The sequence below is a fragment of the Aliinostoc sp. HNIBRCY26 genome (assembly GCF_050235535.1).
Taxonomy (GTDB): Bacteria; Cyanobacteriota; Cyanobacteriia; order Cyanobacteriales; family Nostocaceae; genus Trichormus.
Genome location: NZ_CP189852.1, coordinates 5,306,974 through 5,329,282, shown reverse-complemented (window position 1 = coordinate 5,329,282; position 22,309 = coordinate 5,306,974). Strand labels below are relative to the sequence as shown.

The following is a 22,309-nucleotide window of genomic DNA, read 5'->3' as shown; positions in this document are numbered from 1 at the left end:
AAGGGTGTAGGGAGTGAGGGAAAATAACTATGCCCAATGCCCCATTCCGAATTACAAAATATCTCCCTCGGTGCGGAGTAACTGAGCATACACTCCTTCTTGATGCCATAATTCCTGGTGTCTGCCGCGTTGTACTACTTTGCCGCGTTGCAAAACGATAATCTCATCGCAGTCGCGGATTGTACTGAGGCGATGGGCAACAATAATACAGGTACATCCTCGGCGGCGGAGATTTTCGTCAACAATTTTTTCTGATTCTGTATCTAAGGCACTGGTAGCTTCATCGAGAATGACTATAGAGGGGTTATTTACCAAAGCGCGGGCGATTTCTAGTCTTTGGCGTTGACCGTGGCTTAAATTAGCTGCACCTTCGGCGAGAGTGGCATCATAGCTGCCTGGTAAAGATTGAATCACATCAGCGATCGCTGCATCTTCACAGGCGGCAATTAGGTTTCTGTCGGGAATTGTCTCATCCCAAAGTGTCAGGTTATCTCTAACCGTACCGGCAAATAACTGGATATCCTGTTCTACCATGCCCACAGAATTAATAATTAACTGGTGATTAATTTCCTTTCTGTGTTGACCATCAAACAGAATCTCGCCATCCCAAGGTTGATAAACTCCAGCGATTAATTTGGCGATGGTGGACTTACCAGAACCGCTACCACCAACTAAAGCCACGCGCTGTCCTGGTTTAATTGAGAGGTGAAAGTTTTCAATTACAGGCGGGTCGGTGGGGCTATAACCGAAGGTGAGATTGCGTAACTCTACATAACCCTGTAATTTGGGTACGGCAGCACTGATTTGGGGGGTGAGTTCTTTCTTACCTAATTGGGGATCTATGGGGTTGTTGAGGACATCATCTAGACGAATTAAATTTCCTTCCAGTTCTTGCAAAGTCCCCCCAAAATTGAGCAGGTTATTGATTGGTTGCTGGAAATTCTGCATCAGTCCTTGAAATGCAACTAACATCCCAATGCTGAGATGTCCTTCCATGACTCGCAAGCCACCAACGACTAAAAGCAGCATCACCGAAAGCCCAGATAATAATTTGGGTAATACCAGGAAAATTTGATTAGTTAGACCTAATTCCTGTTGAGAATTAAGTGCTTTGGTGTAGTAACCAGACCAACGACCAAAGAAATCAGACTCTAAACCAGAAGCTTTAAGGGTTTCGATATTTTGTAAACCGGCAATAGACGCGCCAGCCGCTTTACCATATTCTTGAATTAAGCGTTGGTTAGCATCTACACGCTGGCGAGAAATTTTTTGTAAGGTAAAAATATTAACACTAGCAAAGCCGACAACGATCGCCGTCAGCACCCAGTCATACTGCACCATCACCAGGGCGTAAAAAAATACCATCACCGCATCAATTAAAGTCGTTGCCAACTGTCCAGAGAGTACCTGGGCGACTTGGTCGTTGAGGTTGATGCGATTGCTAATTTCTCCTGCAAAACGTTGGGAGTAAAAGCTGACGGGTAAGCGGAGGATATGCCAGAGAAAACGACTCGACATCGTCACCGCCAGTTTAATTTTCAGGCGGCGCAAATAACGCAGGCGTAGGAGTGTCAGCCATCCTTGAACTACGGTAGTAATAGCGATCGCCAGCAGTAGGGGACGCAACCAAGACTGTCGCTCTTGAATTAAAATATCATCAACAAAAACTTGGCTAAATACCGGAATAATCAAGCCGATAATTGTGAGAAAAAACCCAGCAATAATCGCGTAAATTAAAGCCCCTAGAGAACCTTGCAGTCGTTCCCACAGCGAAGGAAGAATCCCGGCTTTATTGCCACCTTTGACAAAATCTGGACCTGGTTCCATCGCCAACACTACACCAGTGTAAGCCTGATCAAATTCTTCAATGGAGATAGTCCGCGGCCCAGAACCAGGGTCATTAATATACACCCGCGAACCAGAAAAACCCTCAACCACAACATAGTGATTGAAGTTCCAAAACACAATATAAGGAGGATGGAGTTTTTGTAGTTCTTCTAAGTCTCGGCGGTATCCTGTAGCTTGCAGACCATAATTTTTGGCTGCTTTGACCATGTAGGAAGCCTTGCTACCATTGCGAGAAACGCCGCACTCCCGGCGCAATTCAGGCAAAGGTACATAACGACCGTAATAACTGAGAATAATCCCGACAACCGCCGCGCCACACTCCACAGCTTCCATTTGTAATAGCGTCGGTGTCTTGACTCGTTTACCTCTAACTAACAGGAGTTTTTGCAACGATTTCACTAAGGGAAATTTAGTAAATGCCACTGACAGACCTCAAAATTGGTAAAACAAATGTAATGGGCGCTCTTTCTTCTACCGTCACACGTACCATCGTCGTAGTTCCCGAAGAAATTTTCAGTTGCGGCCCAGCTGAAGAAGACCACTTATAGCCACTGGCCGTTTTGGGATCTAATTCGAGATTGGCAAATATCTGCATTACACCATCTTGCTTTTCAGATATTAATCCTGCGGCTAATTCAGGGTTACCTACCTCTTTAGCAACAGCTTCTTTGGTAATGGGAAACGAGGAGACATTGGTAACGTTGCCGACAATACCGCCAAAGCGTTCTCGCTTCACCGTTTGGGGTGTAATCTGCATTTGCATTCCTGGCTGAATTTTTTTGCCATCAGCGATCGCAAAATAGGAAATGCCCACCAGTTTACTATTGGGGTTTTCTGCATCTATGCTGGCTAAACGATTTCCCGCAGATATAACTTCACCAGGGTTAACAGTAATTTCCAAAATTCTGCCAGAATATTGACTAATAATTTGGCTATTTTTTTGCAACTCTAATTCCAATTGGGCGATATTACTTTTAACTTCTTGAATTTCTTTGGTACGTTGAGTTGCTTCTTGCAAATTTTGTTTAGCAGTATTCGCTTCTTGACTATCAAGGGTTTTTAAGTCAGCTTGTAATTTGGCGATTTGGTTTAAATTATTCAAATAAGATTGTTCTGCATTAGTTTCATCCACTTCTAACTTTTGCAATTGAGAGCGGATACTAGCAATTTCATTGAGATTATTAATATATTTTTCTTGGCTATCGTTTTCTCGAACTTCCAATTCCTTTAACTGCGTTTCTAGTTGGGCTACATCCTCTACCTTACGTAGATATTCTTCTTGGGCTTGTACAAACGTATCATCAGAAATTACCTTCTGTTCTAAGAGCGATCGCCTGCTTTCCACCCTCTTCTGTAATAATGGTAATTGCGCTTTTGCTGCTTGAATACGCTGTTGAAAACTTTTTCTTTGTTCCTGTAAGTTTTCTCGGTTGGTTTTTTGTAAAATAGGCACTAAAGCTTCCAACTCTTTCATTCTTTGTTGGAGTTGGCTGGTTTGTTTCGCTATAGATTCGCGGCTTTTTTCTCTTAAAATAGGTGTCAGTGTCTGTAATTCGTGAATTTGTTGTTGGGCATTGAGGCGTTGTTGTGTAATAGTTCTTTTTTCTTGGATGTCTTCTTGATTCTGTAAAGAAGCCACTGCTTGGTCTTGCGCCATTAAAGAAGCTAATTTAAGCCTCTGTTGTTGCAGTTGCTTCTGCACTTTTGACTGGTCAATAACCGCCAATATATCCCCTTTCTTAACCGTATCTCCTGCCTTAAAATTTAACTGCACTAATTGTCCAGAACTATCTGATTGAATAGCAATCACTTTACTAGGATAAACCAGCACACCTCGACCTTCGATAGTGATAGGAATCCGCCCAAAGATACTCCAAATTAAAGCAGATGACACCAATAATCCCAAAGATGTCAAAGGCAACCAACTACGTGGACTTACAACTTGAATCAGTTGATCTAATCTTTCCGGCGAAGATAAACGCTCCAGAGATTCCTTTCTAAAAAGATTACGTTTTTGATCTAACATTGACACTGCAATTAAATAATTACAAATAGAATTCATTCGGAACTAAAAAAGAGATAACAAGACAAATAAGGGAAATAAGGCAGTCACTATGAAACCAGTTTGACAACCAAGAATAAAATAGATATTTTACTCAACACTCAACACGCGCTAAACACGCCGCTACCGCGCTTCAGTTCTCAGTACTCAGCACTGACCTCATTCCCCTAAGTCTAATTTTAATTAAACTAACTTCAAGGTTCCTCTACTTTCATCAACCGCATTCAAGTAAGGCGACCAACGATTTCTCACAAATGCCACCATAGACTTATGAAAAGATGGTACAGTCCACATCCCATAAGGAATATTAGCATTTAATTGACGTTGACAAGCTTCCGCATAGAGAATGATAATTCGCCCCATTTTCTGCAAATCTTCTCTCACAAAACTACAGGTATAACGTATAGTATCTGGAGCAATACGATGGTTAATTACCCAACCTACCACTTGTCCTTCATAACGCAACCCTAAACTATTTAAAGGTTCTAAATCTTTTTCATATTTAAAAGGAACCAAATCTTCAGGAATCCAAGGTTGAGTTTCCTGCTGTTTTTGAATAGTTTGTCTTTCTTCTGGAGTGATTTCCTGCCAAGGAAAGATACTATAGGAACTAGGAAGGCGGCTATATCTTTTTAACCAATTTGCTTCCATAACTGTATTTGCATCGCCTTTGCAAACTAGCGTGCGGGTTTCTGGTGGTGTCCAGTTATGCTTTTCTAACAGACGTTCAAAAGCTGGAGTAGTTGGCTTTCCTGTGGTGTAATTCAGTTGCATTATTTTACATCCTCTGGCTTTTAATTCTGTTTCTATCTGAGTTAGTAAAGCTGTACCGACTCCTTGATTCCGTTCTTGTATATCAACAAATAAAGAAAAGATAATAGCGATTTTGTCTTGAACTATTTGCCCTAGTGCTAAACCAATTGGTTTTTGATTTTTTGTAGCACCAATTGCCACAATACTATTATCTTTATCCAGATTACGCAGCAAATCCTGGTAACTGGGGAATGTCATCCATAGATATTCTACGGCAGTAGAACTATTGAGAAGATTTAATATGTACATTTTTCACCTTTTACCAGTGGAGTTGCCAACAATTTTGATATCGGACACCATGTCCTTGTAAAGTTATTCTTTCGTCTCCTGGTTGTAAATTTGTAGCTGGTGCAATTTGATGAATGGCGTGACCAGAATGTAAGACTAAGCTACCTACTTGATAAGGATAAAAAGTCTTATGGCACTGATGGGCTAATTTTTCTAAGTCTGAATTATTAAGTTGTTTTGCTTCTGCAAATTCTACATCCCAAACGTTTAATCCTCCACCATTTTTTGGTAGGCTAATTGTCAGTGTAAAGGAGATAGGATGGCTAAAATCTACATCTTTTGTAGGTTCCCAATGAAACATATAAGATTTATCAAAATGGATTGAGCCTACAGGTTGGGTAAAAACTGGGTGTGATAAGAAAATATGGAATCCCGGTAAAGCTAAATTTTCTGGATAGGTAATTGGTGCTTGTAGATGTTCTTCGAGAATATTTGCCAACTTTGTGTATAACCAGCCCAGGCGATCGCGCAAAATAGAGTTATGATATTTTGCTTGTTTGTAATACCCTGGCTTATCCTGCGGTACATCAATATAACTAGCTAATCCTAATGTGTAAAATGGTAGTAGAGGATGTCGTTGAATCCAGTTTTCTTTTAATTCATGGACTGTCTGATAAACTTTTCTACTTTCTTCTTCTGTTAGTAATTCTATTTGAGTAAGCATATATTTCCTTTACACAGCTACTACCTGCTGTAAATCTTCTACTTGAGTCAGATTTGCATAGTGAGATTTTTTGAAGTCCATTAATAATATAATTTTCGTTGTATTATCCCGATTCCAGGCTTCATGCTCAATTGTGTCATCAAAAATAAAGCATTTGCCTTCCTGCCAACTTTTAGTTTCATTTCCTACCCTAATGGCACAATTATCAGGAACAATTAAACCTAAATGGCAGCGTAATACAGTCGTTGTATATCCTTCATGGGGTAAGATATGAGTTCCAGGTGCTAAACAAGAAAAACCAGCTGTAGTTAAACCAGAAATAGACTCTACTAGCTTAGTTGTTTGTGGACACAGGCGGCAGTTTTCCTCTAACTTTTTGCCAAAAGCATATAAACCGAAAACATCCCAACCTTGGTTATAAAGAAATTTTGCCGGCCAGGGGATAAAATTAGCTTGTTGTAAATTAGTTAATTCGGCTTTAATTGATAACCAATTTGACTCTAGAATTTCTGAAAAAGGAAAGCTGCTATTTTCGTAAAACATATACTTTTCTAAGCTAATAGATAATGACGGTATATCTGCGTAAAATATTTAATACCTAACGGATAAAATAGTGACAAGGCTAAACTTTTCGCTTAGTAGGGCAACGTCTGTAACTTGATTTCTTGTTACCTTTCTTTGATGAGCAATAACTAGGAGCATACACCCCTAGCTATTATCATCTAGTCTCATCTAACCCAAATCATAATTGAGAGACTATTAGCAAATGCTAACCCCGCACTCGATGATAATTAATGTAAAAGATTGACTGCCTAAAGGACAAGTACGACCTTTACCACCAGCAACAGTTTCTAAGTCAGCATCGCTCAACTCTGCATTAGCGCGAGAAGCTTGTTGGCTAATGAAAGCGTTAACATCTTCGGTGTTGAAAGAGTAACCATTTTCTTCACCTAGACGAACTGCTGTTTCTGCAAAGGTTTCTGGAGTCTCAGCAGCACCAAGTTGTACCTGTAATTCTTGGCTATTTTGAATTAAGGTGTAGAATTGGTGCAGATTTTGGTTGCTCATGATATTATTTCCTTAGTAATAATTAGAGCTTTAGGAAGCATCAGGGCGAGGATATAGTCGAGTATTCCTAGCCCTTTTGCGTAATGATGATTTAGGCAATTTGTTTACAAACCAGAGATTAACAAATGCTACCCCAGCATTGGCTGATACTTTGGCAGAATGAATCGAATGTAATTCGAGTGTTGAGAGGGCAAGTACGACCTTTACCACCAGCAACAGTTTCTAAGTCAGCATCGCTCAACTCTGCATTAGCGCGAGAAGCTTGTTGGCTGATGAAAGCGTTAACATCTTCGGTGGTGAAAGAGTAACCATTTTCTTCACCTAGACGAACTGCTGTTTCTGCGAAGGTTTCTGGAGTCTCAGCAGCACCAAGTTGTACCTGTAATTCTTGGCTATTTTGAATTAAGGTGTAGAATTGGTGCAGATTTTGGTTGCTCATGATATTATTTCCTTAGTAATAATTAGAGCTTTACGAAGCATCAGGGCGAGGATACAGTCGAGTATTCCTAGCCTTTTTGCGTAATGATGATTTAGGCAATTTGTTTACAAACCAGAGCAAATGGTACCGGAGCATTCGCTGATCATTATGCAGAATGTAAATCGAGAGCCGAAAATATCAGAAAGACGTTTACCACCGGCAACAGTTTCTAAGTCCGCTTCGCTCAACTCTGCATTAGGGCGAGAAGCTTGTTGGCTGATGAAAGCGTTAACATCTTCGGTGGTGAAAGAGTAACCATTTTCTTCACCTAGACGAACTGCTGTTTCTGCAAAGGTTTCCGGAGTGTCAGCAGCACCGAGTTGTGCCTGTAATTCTTGGCTATTTTGAATTAGGCTGTAAAATCGGTGCAGATTTTGGTTGCTCATGATATTATTTCCTTAGTAATAATTAGAGCTTTAGGAAGCATGAGGGCGAAGATATAGTCGAGTATTCCTAGCCCTTTTGCATAATGATGATTTAGGCAATTTATTGACAAACCAGAGATTAGCAAACGCTACCCCAGCATTCGCTGATAAATACGCAGAATGTAAATCTAGTGTCGATAGGGCAAGTATGAGCTTTACCACCAGCAACAGCTTCTAAGTCAGCTTCGCTCAAATCTGCATTAGCACGAGAAGCTTGTTGGCTGACGAAAGCGTTAACATCTTCGGTGGTGAAAGAGTAACCATTTTCTTCACCTAGTCGAACTGCTGTTTCTGCAAAAGTTTCTGGACTTTCAGCAGCACCGAGTTGTGCTTGTAATTCTTGGCTATTTTGAATTAAGGTGTAGAATTGGTACAGATTTTGGTTATTCATGATCGAAATTCCTTTGTGATGATGAGAGTTTTATCAGAAGCATCAGAGGAGAGAATGTAGTCGAGTTATTCTTTATTTCCTCTTTCGCTTTCCGAATAATCTAATATTATTCAGTTTTTTTTATAGTCACAATCACATATTTTTCGCTAACAAATCTCAATTATTTAGATTCAAATAAATCAGATGATTTGCATAATCACTCACATTATTACCTGATAAAAACAAAAATAAGGCTGCATATTTTTTACCAAATATGTGCCTCATTTTAATTGAAGTAATAATTCTAATTTGACCGGATATTTAATTATTTAGCAGAGGTAAAAGCAATTTCGGAAAATCTTGCCAATGAACAGCATCATTGCTAATCTGTTGCTTTACCGTTGCAGAAGCGGGGAGATTCAGCTCATTAGATATAGCTACAAAATCAATCACAGCAGCATACCAAAGTAAAGGGGTTTTGCCACGTCCTGCTCTTAAAAACTCAGATAATACTTCTATAGCACTGCTCAGGCTGTCATTAAATAAAGCTTGCTTCATGCGTAACCACCCATAAGCTGAGGGTGCAATTATTGGCCTATCATCAACTGTTAAGTCTATGCGATTGACTATGATTTTCCACAGTTCTTGTACTGCTTGATGGTTTTTACCAGCTAAGGCTAAAGCAATTTCTGTAGTTACTAAAGTAAAGGTGATAGAAATAACCTCTGGCGGTAAAGTTGCAATCGTGTCTACATCCCAAGCTACTGGAAAAGGTAGATTTTCTGATTTACCTTGCAAATAGGATAAAAGTTGGCTACCTAATTGGAGAGCCTTTTCCAATCTTTGTCCTCTAGCTTCGGAACGTACTAGGTTTTGGACGAGGTGAAGACGGTGTGCAAACAGAATTTTATAGCCAAATTCTGTTTCTAACATGGCATCAATAATGATGGCTTCTGTAATATTTGACCAAGCTTGTTCAAAATTGCCACGTCGATAATCAAGATAAGCCTCTGCTGCGGCTTGGAAAGATTTATATAATAAATTGACTTCAGAAGATACTTGATTAATATCCCAGCTAGTACGTACTGTTTTCATCAACTCTTCGGCTGCGAAAAGGTCGCCTTGGCGAGCAGTATTTAAGGCTTGAAAGCGAGCTTTATTAATACGGTTTAAGAGAAATTGTTCTTTCCGTGATAAGCGACTTTCAATTATGTTAAATAATTCATAACCGATGAGTTGGTTGACATCTTGTCCGTATTGCTCTGGTGTTATAGGCAGATGCTTTAATTTACCTAATTCGTAATTTGCTAAGGCATCGTGCAGTAGTTGATTATATAGTTGAGTATGACTCTTGAGAAGATTAACCATATTTTGTTTGAGATGATAATTATCAGCATAGAAATTATTAAGTATGGAAAACTTTATTAATTTCCTGGCTTGTGAGAATATTTTTAGTATCTTATAAGATAATTAGCAGTGACAATCTCTTATATTTCGCTCTTGAATCTCTATTTTTTAGATAGGTTAATTTGTATTTCAAGGGCTAACTTTTAGTTAACCAAGCTTCTAAGGACTTTCTGCGCTTTTGTGCTGTCCGTGCTTGTGCTTTGACATCAACTGATTCTTCGGCTTGAAATAAATTAACAGTTTTGGTTGTCAGAATAAACTTTTTTCCTTGTTTCACTACTACCGGAATCGCCGAGTTATGCACTTCCCAAATATTTGCAGGTCGGGGTGGTTTGGTTGCTTTTTGTTCTCTAGGTTTAATATGGTAAGATTCTTGAAGCAGGTGATAAGAGCGATTGATTTCAACAGCAATCTCTTTAAAATTAGACAGTTGATTTTCTAATTCAACTGCTAAATGATTAATTTTATCAGCGATAATTTCTAAGTTTGTAATGCCTTCGTTGACAGTTTCTTGTAATATTTCTTGTCCTTGTTGCTGTTTGCGGGCTAATAACTCTTGTCCATATTTTTCCAATTTAGCTACCTCTGATTCTAATTGGGCGATCGCCTCTGGCGGGACGTAGTCCATCACCCCATCCAGAGAATCAAATTCAAACTGAAGCGGAAGCTGATATTGAAAGGATTTGATAGCATTTCTGGCAAGGAGTGTCAGGCTAGAATGAACCATATTTATCTTCACGGTAATTCTCTGAGTGGGGTTGAAGGGTAGCACTATATCTTTAAACAAAGAAGCAAGTCTGATTTCCTTAATCTGGGGAAATAAGGAACGGGGTATGGGGCATAGTTATTTTCCCTCACTTCCTCGTTCCCTACACCCTTACCCCTATCTCAAAGCAATTTACAGACTTATTCCCACAGCAATACAGAAGGTAGTACCTCTGGATAAGCTAAACGCAATAGTTGATAACCAATACCCGCCGAACCTTGGAAGAAGCAAGGGTGAAATACGGAAGCTGGTAAGTTACCAAAACAACGATAGTTACCTATTTTCTTTGCTTCCTGAACGGACATAGTTGCTAGTTCTAAAGCATTTTTATCCCAGTCGGAATCAGGAAGTTTTTGGCTTGCTACTAAGAGGACTTCACTACGACCAAGATTACCACAGCAGATTTGATCTATACTTTGTAAGCCTGTATTGTGAGTTGTTTGTAATGCAACTTCGATATCAGCGAGAATTTGCTCTGTGTTTTCAATTGATAAACTTCCCAATCGTCCCAAAGCAATACCGGGCGCGCCATGACACCAAGTAGACCAAAACATTGGCGGGGCTGATGGATCTTTGATGGGGGTGATTTCTCGCCAGTTTCCCGCATTGGGGAAGAAGAAACTATTCTCGTAGGCGATCGCCTGACGTGCAGCATCTAAATACTGAGCTTTATTAGTTACGTTATAAAGTCGTAACATTGCGTAGGCAATTCCGGCTGCACCGTGGGAATAGCCAGTTAATGGTTCAATAACGGTATTTTTGAGTACATAAGCACCTTGGCAATAATTCAGCAAATGCTGACCACATTCAATCGCTGTTTGCAATGTTACCGCATCTGGCTTGACTTCATACAATGCCAACAGCCCTAAAATTGCCCCAGCTGCACCACCAACAATATCAAATTTAGTATCTTTGGCGATCGCTGCTGGTGTAATCAGATGAGCAACTGTTTGTGCATCTTCTAACAGTTGGGGTAAATCCAAGAACTGACTGATTTTTACCAGAGAATAGATGATGGAAGCCAGCCCTGTAGCACCACCAATACCCATTTTTTGAATTCCGCTATTGTCTGTTTGTAAAGACTTCTGCAATAATTGGATGCTGCTTAAAGCTAGGTCACGGAATTGAGTATCCCCAGTACAACGGGCAAAAGCGGCGAGAAATAGAGCAATACCAGAGTTACCATCATATAAGCTATCTCCCAAGGGCTGGAGTTGGTAACGTTCAGTCGCTAAATCAAAGTTTAAACCAATCCAACTCAGACTACCATCTGTACCGGCGATCGCTCGTTTGGCGATTTCATCAGCAATTTCTTGGGCTGCTTCCACCAATTGTTCCTGGGTCAATACTGATACATCTTCGTTAATCTCTACGGAATCAACGGTTTCTCCTTGCATATTCTTGGCGACTCTAGCATAAAAAGCCAACTGAATAATCCCTACTTGTACAGCCAAATCTCCCTCACTAAGTTTCTGTAGTCGAGTAAGAACATCGTTGTAACTGGGTTGTTGAAAATAACCGACAATTTTTTCCCCTGCATTCAAAACTAAGTCATCACTGCCAGTTACTGCATCGAAGTAAGGCACATCCAATTGTTCTACAGCCTTGAGTTCTGCCCCCAAAATCTGCCATGCTAAAGGTCTGTTTTGTGGAAAGAGAAACGCCCGACTGAGAAAGTCAACTTCTATACTCCAATCCCTTCCGTCACTGAGATATTGAGGAGATATGGCGTTGTTTAATATCCGGCCGTAAATTCTTGTGGGGCGAAAGATAAATCTCACCTGTTGAGAACGAAAAGTGCCTAAAACACTATCAGATTCTAATAGCACTTCTCTATATCTCATCAAAAAGCGGTACATTTGCTCAAATCCATCCACCAACTCATCTATATAGTCATTGGGTGAAAGGGGAACTCCGCCCAACATAGCAATATTTTTTTGCAGAGGTCGGTTAACCTGTTCAAATCCTTCGTGCATATCATCCGTATTGATCAACTTCCATACGGACATAGGGATAGGTACTGGTTGGCTTTCAACGCTTCCTAAACCACTTAAATCAAAAGCAATAGATTTATCAGCACTAAAATCCCACATCGGTAACATTCCCGTAGTCAACACTGAATCAAAAAGTTGTTCACTAGCTACAGAAGCACCACTTTGGGATAATAAATCTTCCATGACTTTTGCTTGATGGTGCAGAATGGTTTCGATATCAATTAAGACAAAATGTTCACCAGCAGCGATTAAATTTTCATAGTGACAATCACTAGCACCTAATAAATATAGTAGGCATAACAGCATACCTGCTCTAATATAAAAGTGCTTTGCTGCTGACTCATCCTCGCAGGATTCTTGCTCTATATATTCAATCCAGCCGTAGTTGTCACGGCTAATAATTTTTAGTCCTTTAAAGTCTAATTTTGGGGTGTCTAAATCTTCAGCCAGAGCCAGAGCAAAGTTTTCATTACACCATTGTAAAAGCTGACAATATGTAATTTCTAAATCTAGATTCTTGGGTTTATAGATTAACTTCAGCCCAGAGGCAAAGGTCAGAGAAATGACCGAGTGGTTCTGATTGTGTAAATCAGATAATCCAGATTGTAACTCGACAACTTTACCAATATTATCGAGTGTAGTATCTGGAGCAAATAAGTTTTTAATATCAATTAAATCAGATGTTAATCTTTCTATGAATTCTGCTGTTGCTTCTACCCAAAATTCTATAGTGGTGACTATTAATCTGCTTAATACAGGATATTTTTTAAATAATCCTACTAGACCATCAGCTAATAATCTTTGCACAAAAGCATGATATTGCTCTTTACTATTACTTGAGTTATTACTTTTAATGATGAGATTAAGTAAATTCTTACCTAGAGGGCGAGAATGGGAAAATTCAAAATCTAAGGACTTGACACTAATATTAGCTAATCTTTGTAGTAAAGATTGTTCTAGAACTAGGTAAGCGGATTCTGTGAGTACAGTCAGGGGTAAATTATCAGGTGATAAGAAATTTGAGCCTAAACGCTTTAGTAATTTTTGTCTAGCGAGAAAACATATAGGTAGCAAGATATCCTCGAAAGGATAAGGATGTTCGGGGTTGATGGGACTAGGATACATATTTTGGCAGCGAAATTCTGAGACTGTTTGAATAATCTCTAAGAGAGTATTTGTCCATGCTGGCATTTCATGATTGGATATCAATTTGCTTCCTAATACACCTTTGATACTCTCAATATTCCATCCTGCCCATTCTATGCGTTTATAAAATTGTTCCCAATTACCCTGTGCAGCGACTTTACACCAACGAGCTAAACGTAGGTTTGATTCTTCTGTATTGACTTCTTTGTCTAGTTCTGGAAAGTATTGATTATCTAAATGTTCAAATAAGAATGTAGCTTTAGCTACAATTTCTGCGATATCAGATTGATTAATTGTCTTCTGGGATGGAATAGCAATCATGAATTAAATTCTCCAGTATGAGGAAATAAAAACTTGTGGATGTTTACAAATGAGACTCAACAGATTCGTTTTTAAAAGCCCAAGGTAAATCATGACTAGGAGTAAGCAAGGTTTTTAGAACAAAGCCATGATAAATAGGCTTTTAGTATGTTCCCTGTTAAGTAATTCCTACTGTATGGGCTTTTATTTATAGAAATTGATATCTTCAATTAATTTGAAGAATATATTTTCAGGAAGATCAGTTTTTTGACGTTGTTCTTTTCTCCAAGCTTGGGGAGTTGTTTTGTGATACTGGCGGAACTGCCGGAAAAAGTGTCCTTCATACTGATAGCCAACAACTTCAGCAATGTAACTAATTGAATGGGCTGTTTCTAAAAGTAAACTACGCGCTGCTGACATTCGACGTTCAACAATCCAATGATTCACCGGTTTTCCTGTACAACGACGTACTAAATCAGTTAAATAAGCGGAAGAATATCCAACTGACTGCGCTACATCACACAAAGTAATTGGTTGATGATAGTTAGCTTCAATAAAATCAAATACAGCTTTTAATTGCGGATGACTTGAGAATCTAAGCTTAATATCGGATGGATTGATTTTTTCTGCACAGAATGGCACTAATGTTGACTGTTTTGCGGTTTTGGTTGAGCAAAAAGACCAGTGTTCGGAATATTCTTGAAGATAATCATCAGCTATATCTATGGGTTTGGAAGTTTCGCAAAAAGATATACAACAACACTCTGCGCTTTGATAACTCATATAGGTAATAGTGATTTCTAAGGAACTCTTATGACCTTTTTGAGTCTGGTAAAAACCTTCAAAAGATAGAGAGCCTTGTTGTTGCAGCTGTGTCCAATAATTTGACCATATTTCGATGAAACTGTCTAGGTTTAGGTCTTCCAGAGTCATGGAAAGTATTTGATGATGGGAATATCCCAAAAATTTACAAGCTGCTTCATTGGCGTAGAGTATGTATTTATCTGCTCTTACCCATAACACTGCATATCTTGTCGGTTGGGTCAAACATCTACTGATATGGAGATTGTGTTGAGACCGCCATTTAAGTGGAAAATTATGCTTTTCTAGGTTATGTGGACAGGAAAATTGACTAATCATCATATCAGATATTATTGATGTTTCAAGTTGGTTGACTAGGTGTTTTTTTGACTAGGTGGATAAATTTAGAACTGATGCAGAGATGTTAAAGATCAGTTATAAGTCCTATATAAACTTTTGTACCATGCCCAGAAAAATTAAACAGTACTGTGTCTTCATGCTTGGGTTGTTTTGACCACGTTTGAGGTAAGACATAGTATGTTTTTATATCTTGGCTGAAGTCCATTTAAAAGATTGTACTTCTGGGTTTGTTGAGGTTATGCAAAAATCTTAGAGAGCTTTTGACTTTAGTAGAAAGTAAACAACTTATACCAATTTGAAAAAAGAATGCGACAAATGGTAAACGTAACAGAGGTAGCATTGTGGGTAAGTAATGGCAGGGGTAGTGCATATAGAGATCGAAGAGATTGTGGAGGAACTGGAGGAGCTAGTTGGGGTCATCGTGCCGAAACGGGAAAATTGTACGCGAACAGATTTAGATAACCTATCAAAGCCTTGCCTAGACTGAGTTACAGCTTGTTTGATTTGAAAATTTATAATTTTTTATGTTTGAAGCTCTGAAGCGGCGTTGATCATGTCCAAAAATAACCATTTATCAGAAAAAGATAGGTTCAAAACCGGACTTGCGTCCAAAAATCCTTGTTTCCCAAGGTAGGTAAAAACCCCGCCCCTTGTGGGCTGAATTAATTGCGAATTGCGAATTGCGTTAGCGGAGCGGGGCGTTAGCCCATTGCGAATTGGTTTAATTAGCTTCCCCGATGAGGGTGAAAGCAGCCCAGTTACGCGGATTAGAATATTGTTTTTTAGTTGTCAGCATAGCTTGACGTAACGCCAGAGCTTTATCAGGATTTTGCTGGAGGTGACGATAAAATTCACTCATTAAAAAAGCGGTGGAATTATCATCTACAGCCCACAGTGAAACTACCACACTAGGCACACCAGCAGTAATTAAAGAACGCGATAAACCAATCACACCATCACCTGTAACATTGCCGCTGCCAGTATCGCAAGCACTGAGAACAACGAGTTGGGCGTTGAGTTTCAAGTCGAAGATTTCGCCGGCTGTTAAGAAACCGTCATCTTGATTACTAGGAGCAAGAGCGATCGCACCTGGGACACCAAATCCTTTAAAATCATCAAGTAAGCCGTGAGTAGCAAAATGGATGATTTTGGCTTTCGCCATCTTAGGAAGAATTGCGGCTTTGGTGGCTTTGCTACCTGTAATTGCCTTGGTTTTCAATAAATCTGCAATCTGAATTGCTTCTTTTTCTGCACCAGGGAGAGATGTTAACTGTTCATTGGTAATGGGAATTTTTGGCATAGTAGGATTCCCAACTATTAAAATGTCCTCTTTCCCGCCTTTTGAATCCTCAATTCCGATTCTCTGCTTGTGTGTTAAATCTAAAGCTTGAATTGATGGCGCAGTTAGAATCGTATGTTTTTCAATTAAGTATTTACCTTCCTCATCTTGGAGTGCGACGAAGGGAACAGAAAATAGTGAACTTTGAGGAATGAAGATGACTTTTTCGCTGTCTTTGCTGGGGAGAAGATCCGCGATGGGTTTGATGAGTAGTTCGTGCAGCCGTTGGAATCTTTGTTTGGTTGTGGGCGCATCAGAAATTCCTCCAACAGTAATAGCACCGCGACTTCTCACACCAATGGATTGACGACTGACTCTTACTAGTTGTGCTAAAGATGTGTTTTCTTTTTGCCACAAAGGTTTTAAATCAGCTTTGCGGAATGTGATTTCACCTGTGGGCTTAATTACCCAAATATAGATTTCTGATTCTTTGGTTTCTTGTTTACCTTGTACTTTGAATTCATCATAAATAATTGAATATTGTACCAAGGTAGAATTTTGAATCTTGGCAATTTGTTTGATATCGCTGACTGTTGATGCTGCAAGTGATTTCATCTCGTTGTTATTCTGATTCAAGCGAGATGAAAGTAACTCCACAAACGCCCTAGCCCGACCGCGTTCTGATATTTCTAAAGCTGCATCGGTTTTCTTTTGAGCAATCAGAACTTTTTGTAGAGTGCGGTAAATGCTACTTTGTGTCTCGAAAATAGAGACTTTATTGGTATCAGCTAATTTTTTATCTCGCAGAGATTCATAAACTTTAATTCCCTCATACAGTGTTTTTTCTGCTGCGGCGAGATTACCAGATTTGTAGAGAGCATATCCTAAATTGTTTAAAGACAGTCCCTCGCCTAGTCGGTCTTTAATTTCACGGGCGATGGCTAAATGCTGCTGCTGGTACTCAATGGTTTTGGCGTAGTCTCCCAGTGAATAGTAAGCATTACCGAGATTTCCCAGTGCATTACCCTCACCTAGACGGTCTTTAATTTCACGGGCGATCACTAAACTCTGCTGCTGGTATTCAATGGCTTTAGCGTAGTCTCCCAGTGAATAGTAAGCACTACCAAGATTTCCCAGTGCATTACCCTCACCTAGACGGTCTTTGATTTCACGGGCGATGGATAATCTCTGCTGCTCGTACTCAATGGCTTTGGCGTAATTTCCCAAAGACCCGTAAGCATTACCGAGATTTCCCAGTGTTGCTCCCTCACCCTGACGGTCTTTGATTTCACGGGCGATGGCTAAACTTGAGGAGTGGTAATCAATAGCTTTGGCGTAGTCTCCCAAAGACTGGTAAGCATTACCGAGATTTCCTAGTGCTGCTCCCTCACCTAGACGGTCTTTGATTTCACGGGTGATGGCTAATCTCTGCTGCTGGTACTCAATGGCTTTGGCGTAATCTCCTAGTGAATAGTAAGCAATACCCAGCTTTCCTAGTGCATTTCCCTCACCCTGACGATCTTTAATTTCACGGGCGATGGCTAAACTCTGCTGCTGGTATTCAATGGCTTTGGCGTAGTCTCCCAAAGACTGGTAAGCAAAACCGAGATTTCCCAGTGCTGCTCCCTCACCGTTACGGTCTTTGATTTCACGGGCGATGGCTAAACACTGCTGGTGGTACTCAATGGCTTTGGCGTAGTCTCCCAAAGACTGGTAAGCAAGACCGAGATTTCCCAGTGCATATCCCTCACCTAGACGGTCTTTGATTTCACGGGCGATGGCTAATCTCTGCTGCTGGTACTCAATGGCTTTCGGGTAGTCTCCTAGTGCATCGTAAGCAAGACCCAGATTTCCCAGTGCTGCTCCCTCACCTAGACGGTTTTTGATTTCACGGGCGATAGCTAAACTCTGCTGGTGGTACTCAATGGCTTTCGGGTAGTCTCCTAGTGAATTGTAAGCAAGACCCAGATTTCCCAGTGATCGTCCCTCACCTAGACGGTCTTTGATTTCACGGGCGATGGCTAAACTCTGCTGGTGGTACTCAATGGCTTTCGGGTAGTCTCCTAGTGAATTGTAAGCATTACCGAGATTTCCCAGTGCGGCTCCCTCACCATTACGGTCTTTAATTTCACGGGCGATGGCTAAGAGCTGTTGGTGGTACTCAATGGCTTTGGCGTACTCTCCTAATGAATAGTAAGCAATACCGAGATTTCCCAGTGCATAACCCTCGCCTTTACGGTCTTTAATTTCACGGTAAATAATTAGTGCTTGTTGCCAAGATTGTAACGCGGCTGTAAATTGACTGGTTTGAAACTGCTGAATACCTTGCTGTAATAGTCTATCTGCTTCGGCTTTCCTGTCTGCTGGTGTTTGTGCCAATAGCTGCGACGCTGGAAATACTGTTGGTAAATTGGCAATAGGTAGCGCAACAGTCAAGATGAGAGTGATGAATGCGATTAAACTCAGTTGGCGACAACGCATATATTTTACAGTCAGCAGCAGATGAAGAATTCTAAAAAATATATATCTCTTCTTCTCTGAAGGATATGCAAATTCTGACTTTTCTCGTTAAGTCTTGAAAGGCTTACTACTATAAAATTCAGGTAAGGATTCAGGTCTAATATTGTGGAAGTAAAGAAGGGCAAGACTGAAAATTATTAGAGTCAGTGTTACTTGAAGGATAAAATGGCAGTTTTTGCCACTTTATCTTTCATCAGATGGGCTGCCAAGATATAGTTCATAAAAGACATCTGAGTAAGTAGAATATTGGCAGTTTTTTATTCCACAGGTATGCGATTTTAGTCTTGTGTGCGTTAAATTCCACCAAGTAGAATTACCAGGATGGCGATGAGCTATGCCCCAGTGTGATAGCCTTCCTGGTATGAAAAAAATTCATGAAAGATACTCAAGCTACATAATCGAAGAGCATCGTAGTCATGTAGCGATCTGCCCACTCTGTACCAAAAGATTTCTCCAGCACGCGCCGAGTTTTATCATTTTGTTGCTGCTTTGTACAGTAGTGGCGTTGTCCTGCTAACACCTTAGAGATGTCCAGATTGGAAGTTAGGGGTGTTTCTGTACTAGCAATTTGACAATGGATAGTGAGAAAATCCCGCACCCGATGGAGAAACATATCTTCCTCATCAGGGGTTCCTGGACGGACAAACAGACAAAACTCTGAGAAAATGTCACCCCAAGCTGGTAAATCCCGTGGTTGGGAAAAAGACAGTTCCGACAAAACCGACAATTGTGAATAGTAGCGTTCTGGGAGAGTACGATCGCTACTTATAGGAGACAAATCCGCGATCGCTGCACTAATCGTTCCACCGCGTCCACCTACCAAATCTGTACCGAAGATAGGAATTGCGTATTCAGGATTCGGGAACATCACACAGTGCAGAATATCTAAACCATTACCGACCTGAGCCAATTCTAAATGCAGTTTGCGAAACTGGGGGGTTTGGTAGCAATGATTTTCGATGATCAGCCTCTCACCTTCTAAATGACCTTCAACATAACCCAAACCTTCTGGAATCGAGTAAGGGGAGAGATCCAGATATTTTTGCCAAATTTCTTCAATGGAATCCGCCAACTTGTGGATTAATCGATGCTGACGGCTTCTTAACGACGCTTGCATAGAATTCAACATACGCTTCTCTATTGAGTATAGGATTAATACTTACCTTATTGTTCGTGCAAAATGTGTGCATTATTGGGGAATGGGGAATGGGGAATGGGGACTGGTGATTGGGGATTGGGGACTGGGAAAATGAGACAAGGTAGGAGAGGAAAAAACTAATGACTAATGACTAATGACTAATGACTAATGACTATTGACTATTGACTAATTAACTTGCCCATGCCTTGACTCTTTGTAAACGCCGGAGAATGCGGTTTGCTAGTTCGACTCCCATGACGGGTTTACAGAGGTAATCGTCTGCACCGACGCTAAAAGCTTGATTTTGACTGTTGGAGTCTGTTAACACACTTAAGAATAATACAGGCAACCTCTGCCAATGGGGGTCACTGCGGAGAAGTTGACAGAGTTCAAATCCGTTGATTTGGGGCATATTTACATCTAAAACTAAGGCATCAGGGCTGACGGCTTGTAATACATTCCAAAATTGTTGCGGATCGGCTAGGGTGGTGACTTTAAATCCCCACGGTTTGAGGAGGGTGGGTAGAGTGCGTAACCATTCTTGATCATCGTCTAAAATCATCACTTTATGGGGAACTTCTGGAGTTCTTAACAAATTAACTACGGCATCCATTACCTTTTCTGGTGGGGTTTGTGCAGTTAAAAACAGCTTTCCACCTTGGCGCATGACTTGTAAGCGATCGCTCAATTCCCCTCGATCGCCCATAACAATAATTGGTGTTTCAGGATAACGGTGTTTGAATGTCTGCAATGTCTCCCAAAAATTACTGAGTTCAACGGCGGATTGCTCTGTTACTGCTGATGGGGTTAATGTATGAGAAAAGCGTAACAAAACGACATCGGGATTTTGACCTAAAGCATCAAAAGCTGACTCTGTTACCTGCAAAGCTTGAGTCGCATCTAACACTGGCGCAATTTCTAGACGAATTCCCCGACTAGCTGCCACACCTACTATAGATTGATTAAACTCAATATCTCCACTCACAATCAGTAACAAGGGTGACTGTCTAGAGGGAAGTTGAGACATTTGAATCAGGTTTGTCTGCTCAATTTCTTGTTGGAGAGATGTCACCAGAGTTTTCATCAAAGGCGCGTGTTTCGGTTGCAGAGGTTCGCGTCCTCCCAACCAATACTCTAATTGACGGGCGATGTGCATGGTCTTGGTTAAACCAAAAACTCCCAAAGTTCCTGCTAGTTTGTGCGCTACCTGTTGCGCCTGTGCTTGTTGTCCTGGTGCGAGTTGATTGGTTTGTAAGTCTCTGACAGTTTGTAACAAAAATGTCATCTGGTCAATACTTTTGGGTTTGGTTGTTGTCCAAGTTTCGTTGAGAAAAGCCAGATATTGTTGCTGAGAATCTGGTGGCGGTAGATGCTGCGGGGAGTTACTCAGAGTTGCTTTCGATTTAGCTACACCCCGCAGATGATTTTCTGGAGTCGTGGTGCGAGTAGTTGATTCTTCTGTGTTGGGTGCTTTGAGGTAGTAACCCCGTCCGTGCATAGTAGCAATAAAATCATGAGGCGCACCCGCAGCTACCAATTTATGTCGCACCCGCCGAATATGGGAACGTACTGTGGCTTCAGAGGGAAATTCTTCTGAAGACCATAATCTATCTAAAAGTTCTTCAGTGCTGAAAACGTGCTGACAGTCTCGTAACAAAACTTCCAGCAAATCATATTCCATCGTCGTCAAATTCAAGGGACGACCATTGTAACTCACTTCACAAGTGCTGGGGTTGAGGAGTAAATCACCCCAAGTCAGCAAAGGAAAAGGATTAGCACTACCTCGCCTTACTAATGCGCGAATTCTCGCTATCAGTTCTACGGGATCGAAAGGTTTAACCACATAATCATCTGCGCCTGCATCTAATCCCTGGACTTTGGCTGTGATCGTATCTTGAGCTGTGAGTAAAAGGATTGGCAGGGTGTATCCCTGTGTGCGGAAACGCTTACACAAGCTAATACCATCTAACTTGGGTAACATGATATCCAAGACAATGAGGTCATACTCAAAAGTAGACCCATAAGTCCACCCCATTTCCCCGTCCTTAACAGTATCCACAATATAGTGATGGGCGGTTAAATTTCTGGTGAGGACTTTAATTAATAAATCATCATCTTCCACAAGCAAGATTTTCATTGATGAAGCTACCAATGGAGAATTCTAGTAATTTGCTCTGGCAAATCCAAAGAATTGAAGGGTTTGGTAATCACTCCACTAACTCCCAAATCATTAAACTGACGCTTTTCCGCAGTTTGTGCTTTAGCAGTTAGGAGGATGACAGGGATTTTTTCTGTTTCGGTGCGTGACTGGAGTTCTTTAAATGTAGCAATACCATCCATTTCTGGCATCATTACATCTAACAAAATGACATCAGGTTTTTCGGTTTGAGCAGTTTGGATACCCTCCGAACCAGAACTAGCAGTAAAAACCTCCCATCCCGCCGCCATTTTGATGCCAAACTGCACAACAGTTTGAATAGTTTCCTCATCATCAATAATTAAAATTCTTTTAGCCATAACACCCCTCTACTCAATTAAAAATTAAAAATTAAAAATTAAAAATTCAAGAACAGCTTACTCAG

17 protein-coding genes are annotated in these 22,309 nt (G+C 40.5%); all 17 read right to left on the bottom strand.

Annotated elements, in window-relative coordinates; genetic code table 11:
- Nucleotides 1–51: 51 nt before the first annotated feature.
- Nucleotides 52–2,181, bottom strand: a complete 2,130-nt coding sequence (locus ACQFX9_RS22615; protein ID WP_427162975.1) for an NHLP family bacteriocin export ABC transporter peptidase/permease/ATPase subunit — start codon at nt 2,179–2,181, stop codon at nt 52–54.
- Between the two features lie 76 nt (nt 2,182–2,257).
- Nucleotides 2,258–3,874: an NHLP bacteriocin system secretion protein gene (locus ACQFX9_RS22610; RefSeq protein WP_427158678.1), complete on the bottom strand. Its 1,617-nt coding sequence runs from the start codon at nt 3,872–3,874 to the stop codon at nt 2,258–2,260.
- 219 nt (nt 3,875–4,093) lie between these two features.
- Nucleotides 4,094–4,972, bottom strand: a complete 879-nt coding sequence (locus ACQFX9_RS22605) for a GNAT family N-acetyltransferase (RefSeq protein WP_427158676.1) — start codon at nt 4,970–4,972, stop codon at nt 4,094–4,096.
- A 10-nt stretch (nt 4,973–4,982) separates the two neighbouring features.
- Nucleotides 4,983–5,675: a hypothetical protein gene (locus tag ACQFX9_RS22600; RefSeq protein WP_427158674.1), complete on the bottom strand. Its 693-nt coding sequence runs from the start codon at nt 5,673–5,675 to the stop codon at nt 4,983–4,985.
- 9 nt (nt 5,676–5,684) lie between these two features.
- A complete protein-coding gene (locus ACQFX9_RS22595) occupies nt 5,685–6,218 on the bottom strand; it encodes an aspartyl/asparaginyl beta-hydroxylase domain-containing protein (RefSeq protein ID WP_427158672.1) in 534 nt (177 codons plus the stop codon).
- A gap of 216 nt (nt 6,219–6,434) precedes the next feature.
- Nucleotides 6,435–6,743 carry a Nif11-like leader peptide family RiPP precursor gene (locus ACQFX9_RS22590; RefSeq protein ID WP_427158670.1) on the bottom strand — a complete coding sequence of 103 codons (309 nt, stop codon included), beginning with the start codon at nt 6,741–6,743 and terminating at the stop codon, nt 6,435–6,437.
- A 118-nt stretch (nt 6,744–6,861) separates the two neighbouring features.
- Complete coding sequence (locus ACQFX9_RS22585; protein WP_427158668.1) at nt 6,862–7,182, bottom strand: Nif11-like leader peptide family RiPP precursor; 321 nt, start codon at nt 7,180–7,182, stop codon at nt 6,862–6,864.
- Nucleotides 7,183–7,286: 104 nt separating this feature from the next.
- Complete coding sequence (locus ACQFX9_RS22580; protein ID WP_427158666.1) at nt 7,287–7,607, bottom strand: Nif11-like leader peptide family RiPP precursor; 321 nt, start codon at nt 7,605–7,607, stop codon at nt 7,287–7,289.
- Between the two features lie 118 nt (nt 7,608–7,725).
- The gene (locus ACQFX9_RS22575) at nt 7,726–8,037 is read right to left on the bottom strand and encodes a Nif11-like leader peptide family RiPP precursor (protein ID WP_427158664.1); all 312 of its coding nucleotides are present in this window, start codon (nt 8,035–8,037) and stop codon (nt 7,726–7,728) included.
- A 300-nt stretch (nt 8,038–8,337) separates the two neighbouring features.
- Nucleotides 8,338–9,384: a hypothetical protein gene (locus ACQFX9_RS22570; protein WP_427158662.1), complete on the bottom strand. Its 1,047-nt coding sequence runs from the start codon at nt 9,382–9,384 to the stop codon at nt 8,338–8,340.
- A gap of 175 nt (nt 9,385–9,559) precedes the next feature.
- The gene (locus ACQFX9_RS22565; protein WP_427158661.1) at nt 9,560–10,150 is read right to left on the bottom strand and encodes a hypothetical protein; all 591 of its coding nucleotides are present in this window, start codon (nt 10,148–10,150) and stop codon (nt 9,560–9,562) included.
- Nucleotides 10,151–10,329: 179 nt separating this feature from the next.
- Nucleotides 10,330–13,650, bottom strand: coding sequence for a type 2 lanthipeptide synthetase LanM family protein (locus ACQFX9_RS22560; protein ID WP_427158660.1), 3,321 nt, complete (start codon nt 13,648–13,650; stop codon nt 10,330–10,332).
- Between the two features lie 183 nt (nt 13,651–13,833).
- Nucleotides 13,834–14,676 (bottom strand): helix-turn-helix domain-containing protein, encoded by an 843-nt coding sequence (locus tag ACQFX9_RS22555; RefSeq protein ID WP_427158658.1) that lies wholly within the window; start codon nt 14,674–14,676, stop codon nt 13,834–13,836.
- Between the two features lie 835 nt (nt 14,677–15,511).
- Complete coding sequence (locus ACQFX9_RS22550) at nt 15,512–18,550, bottom strand: tetratricopeptide repeat protein (protein WP_427158656.1); 3,039 nt, start codon at nt 18,548–18,550, stop codon at nt 15,512–15,514.
- 424 nt (nt 18,551–18,974) lie between these two features.
- On the bottom strand, nt 18,975–19,718 hold the full coding sequence (locus ACQFX9_RS22545; protein WP_427158654.1) for a phycocyanobilin:ferredoxin oxidoreductase: 744 nt from the start codon (nt 19,716–19,718) through the stop codon (nt 18,975–18,977).
- Between the two features lie 199 nt (nt 19,719–19,917).
- Entirely contained in the window at nt 19,918–21,864 is a 1,947-nt protein-coding gene (locus tag ACQFX9_RS22540; RefSeq protein WP_427158652.1) for a response regulator, read from the bottom strand.
- An 8-nt stretch (nt 21,865–21,872) separates the two neighbouring features.
- Entirely contained in the window at nt 21,873–22,244 is a 372-nt protein-coding gene (locus ACQFX9_RS22535; RefSeq protein ID WP_103138108.1) for a response regulator, read from the bottom strand.
- Between the last annotated feature and the right edge of the window lie 65 nt (nt 22,245–22,309).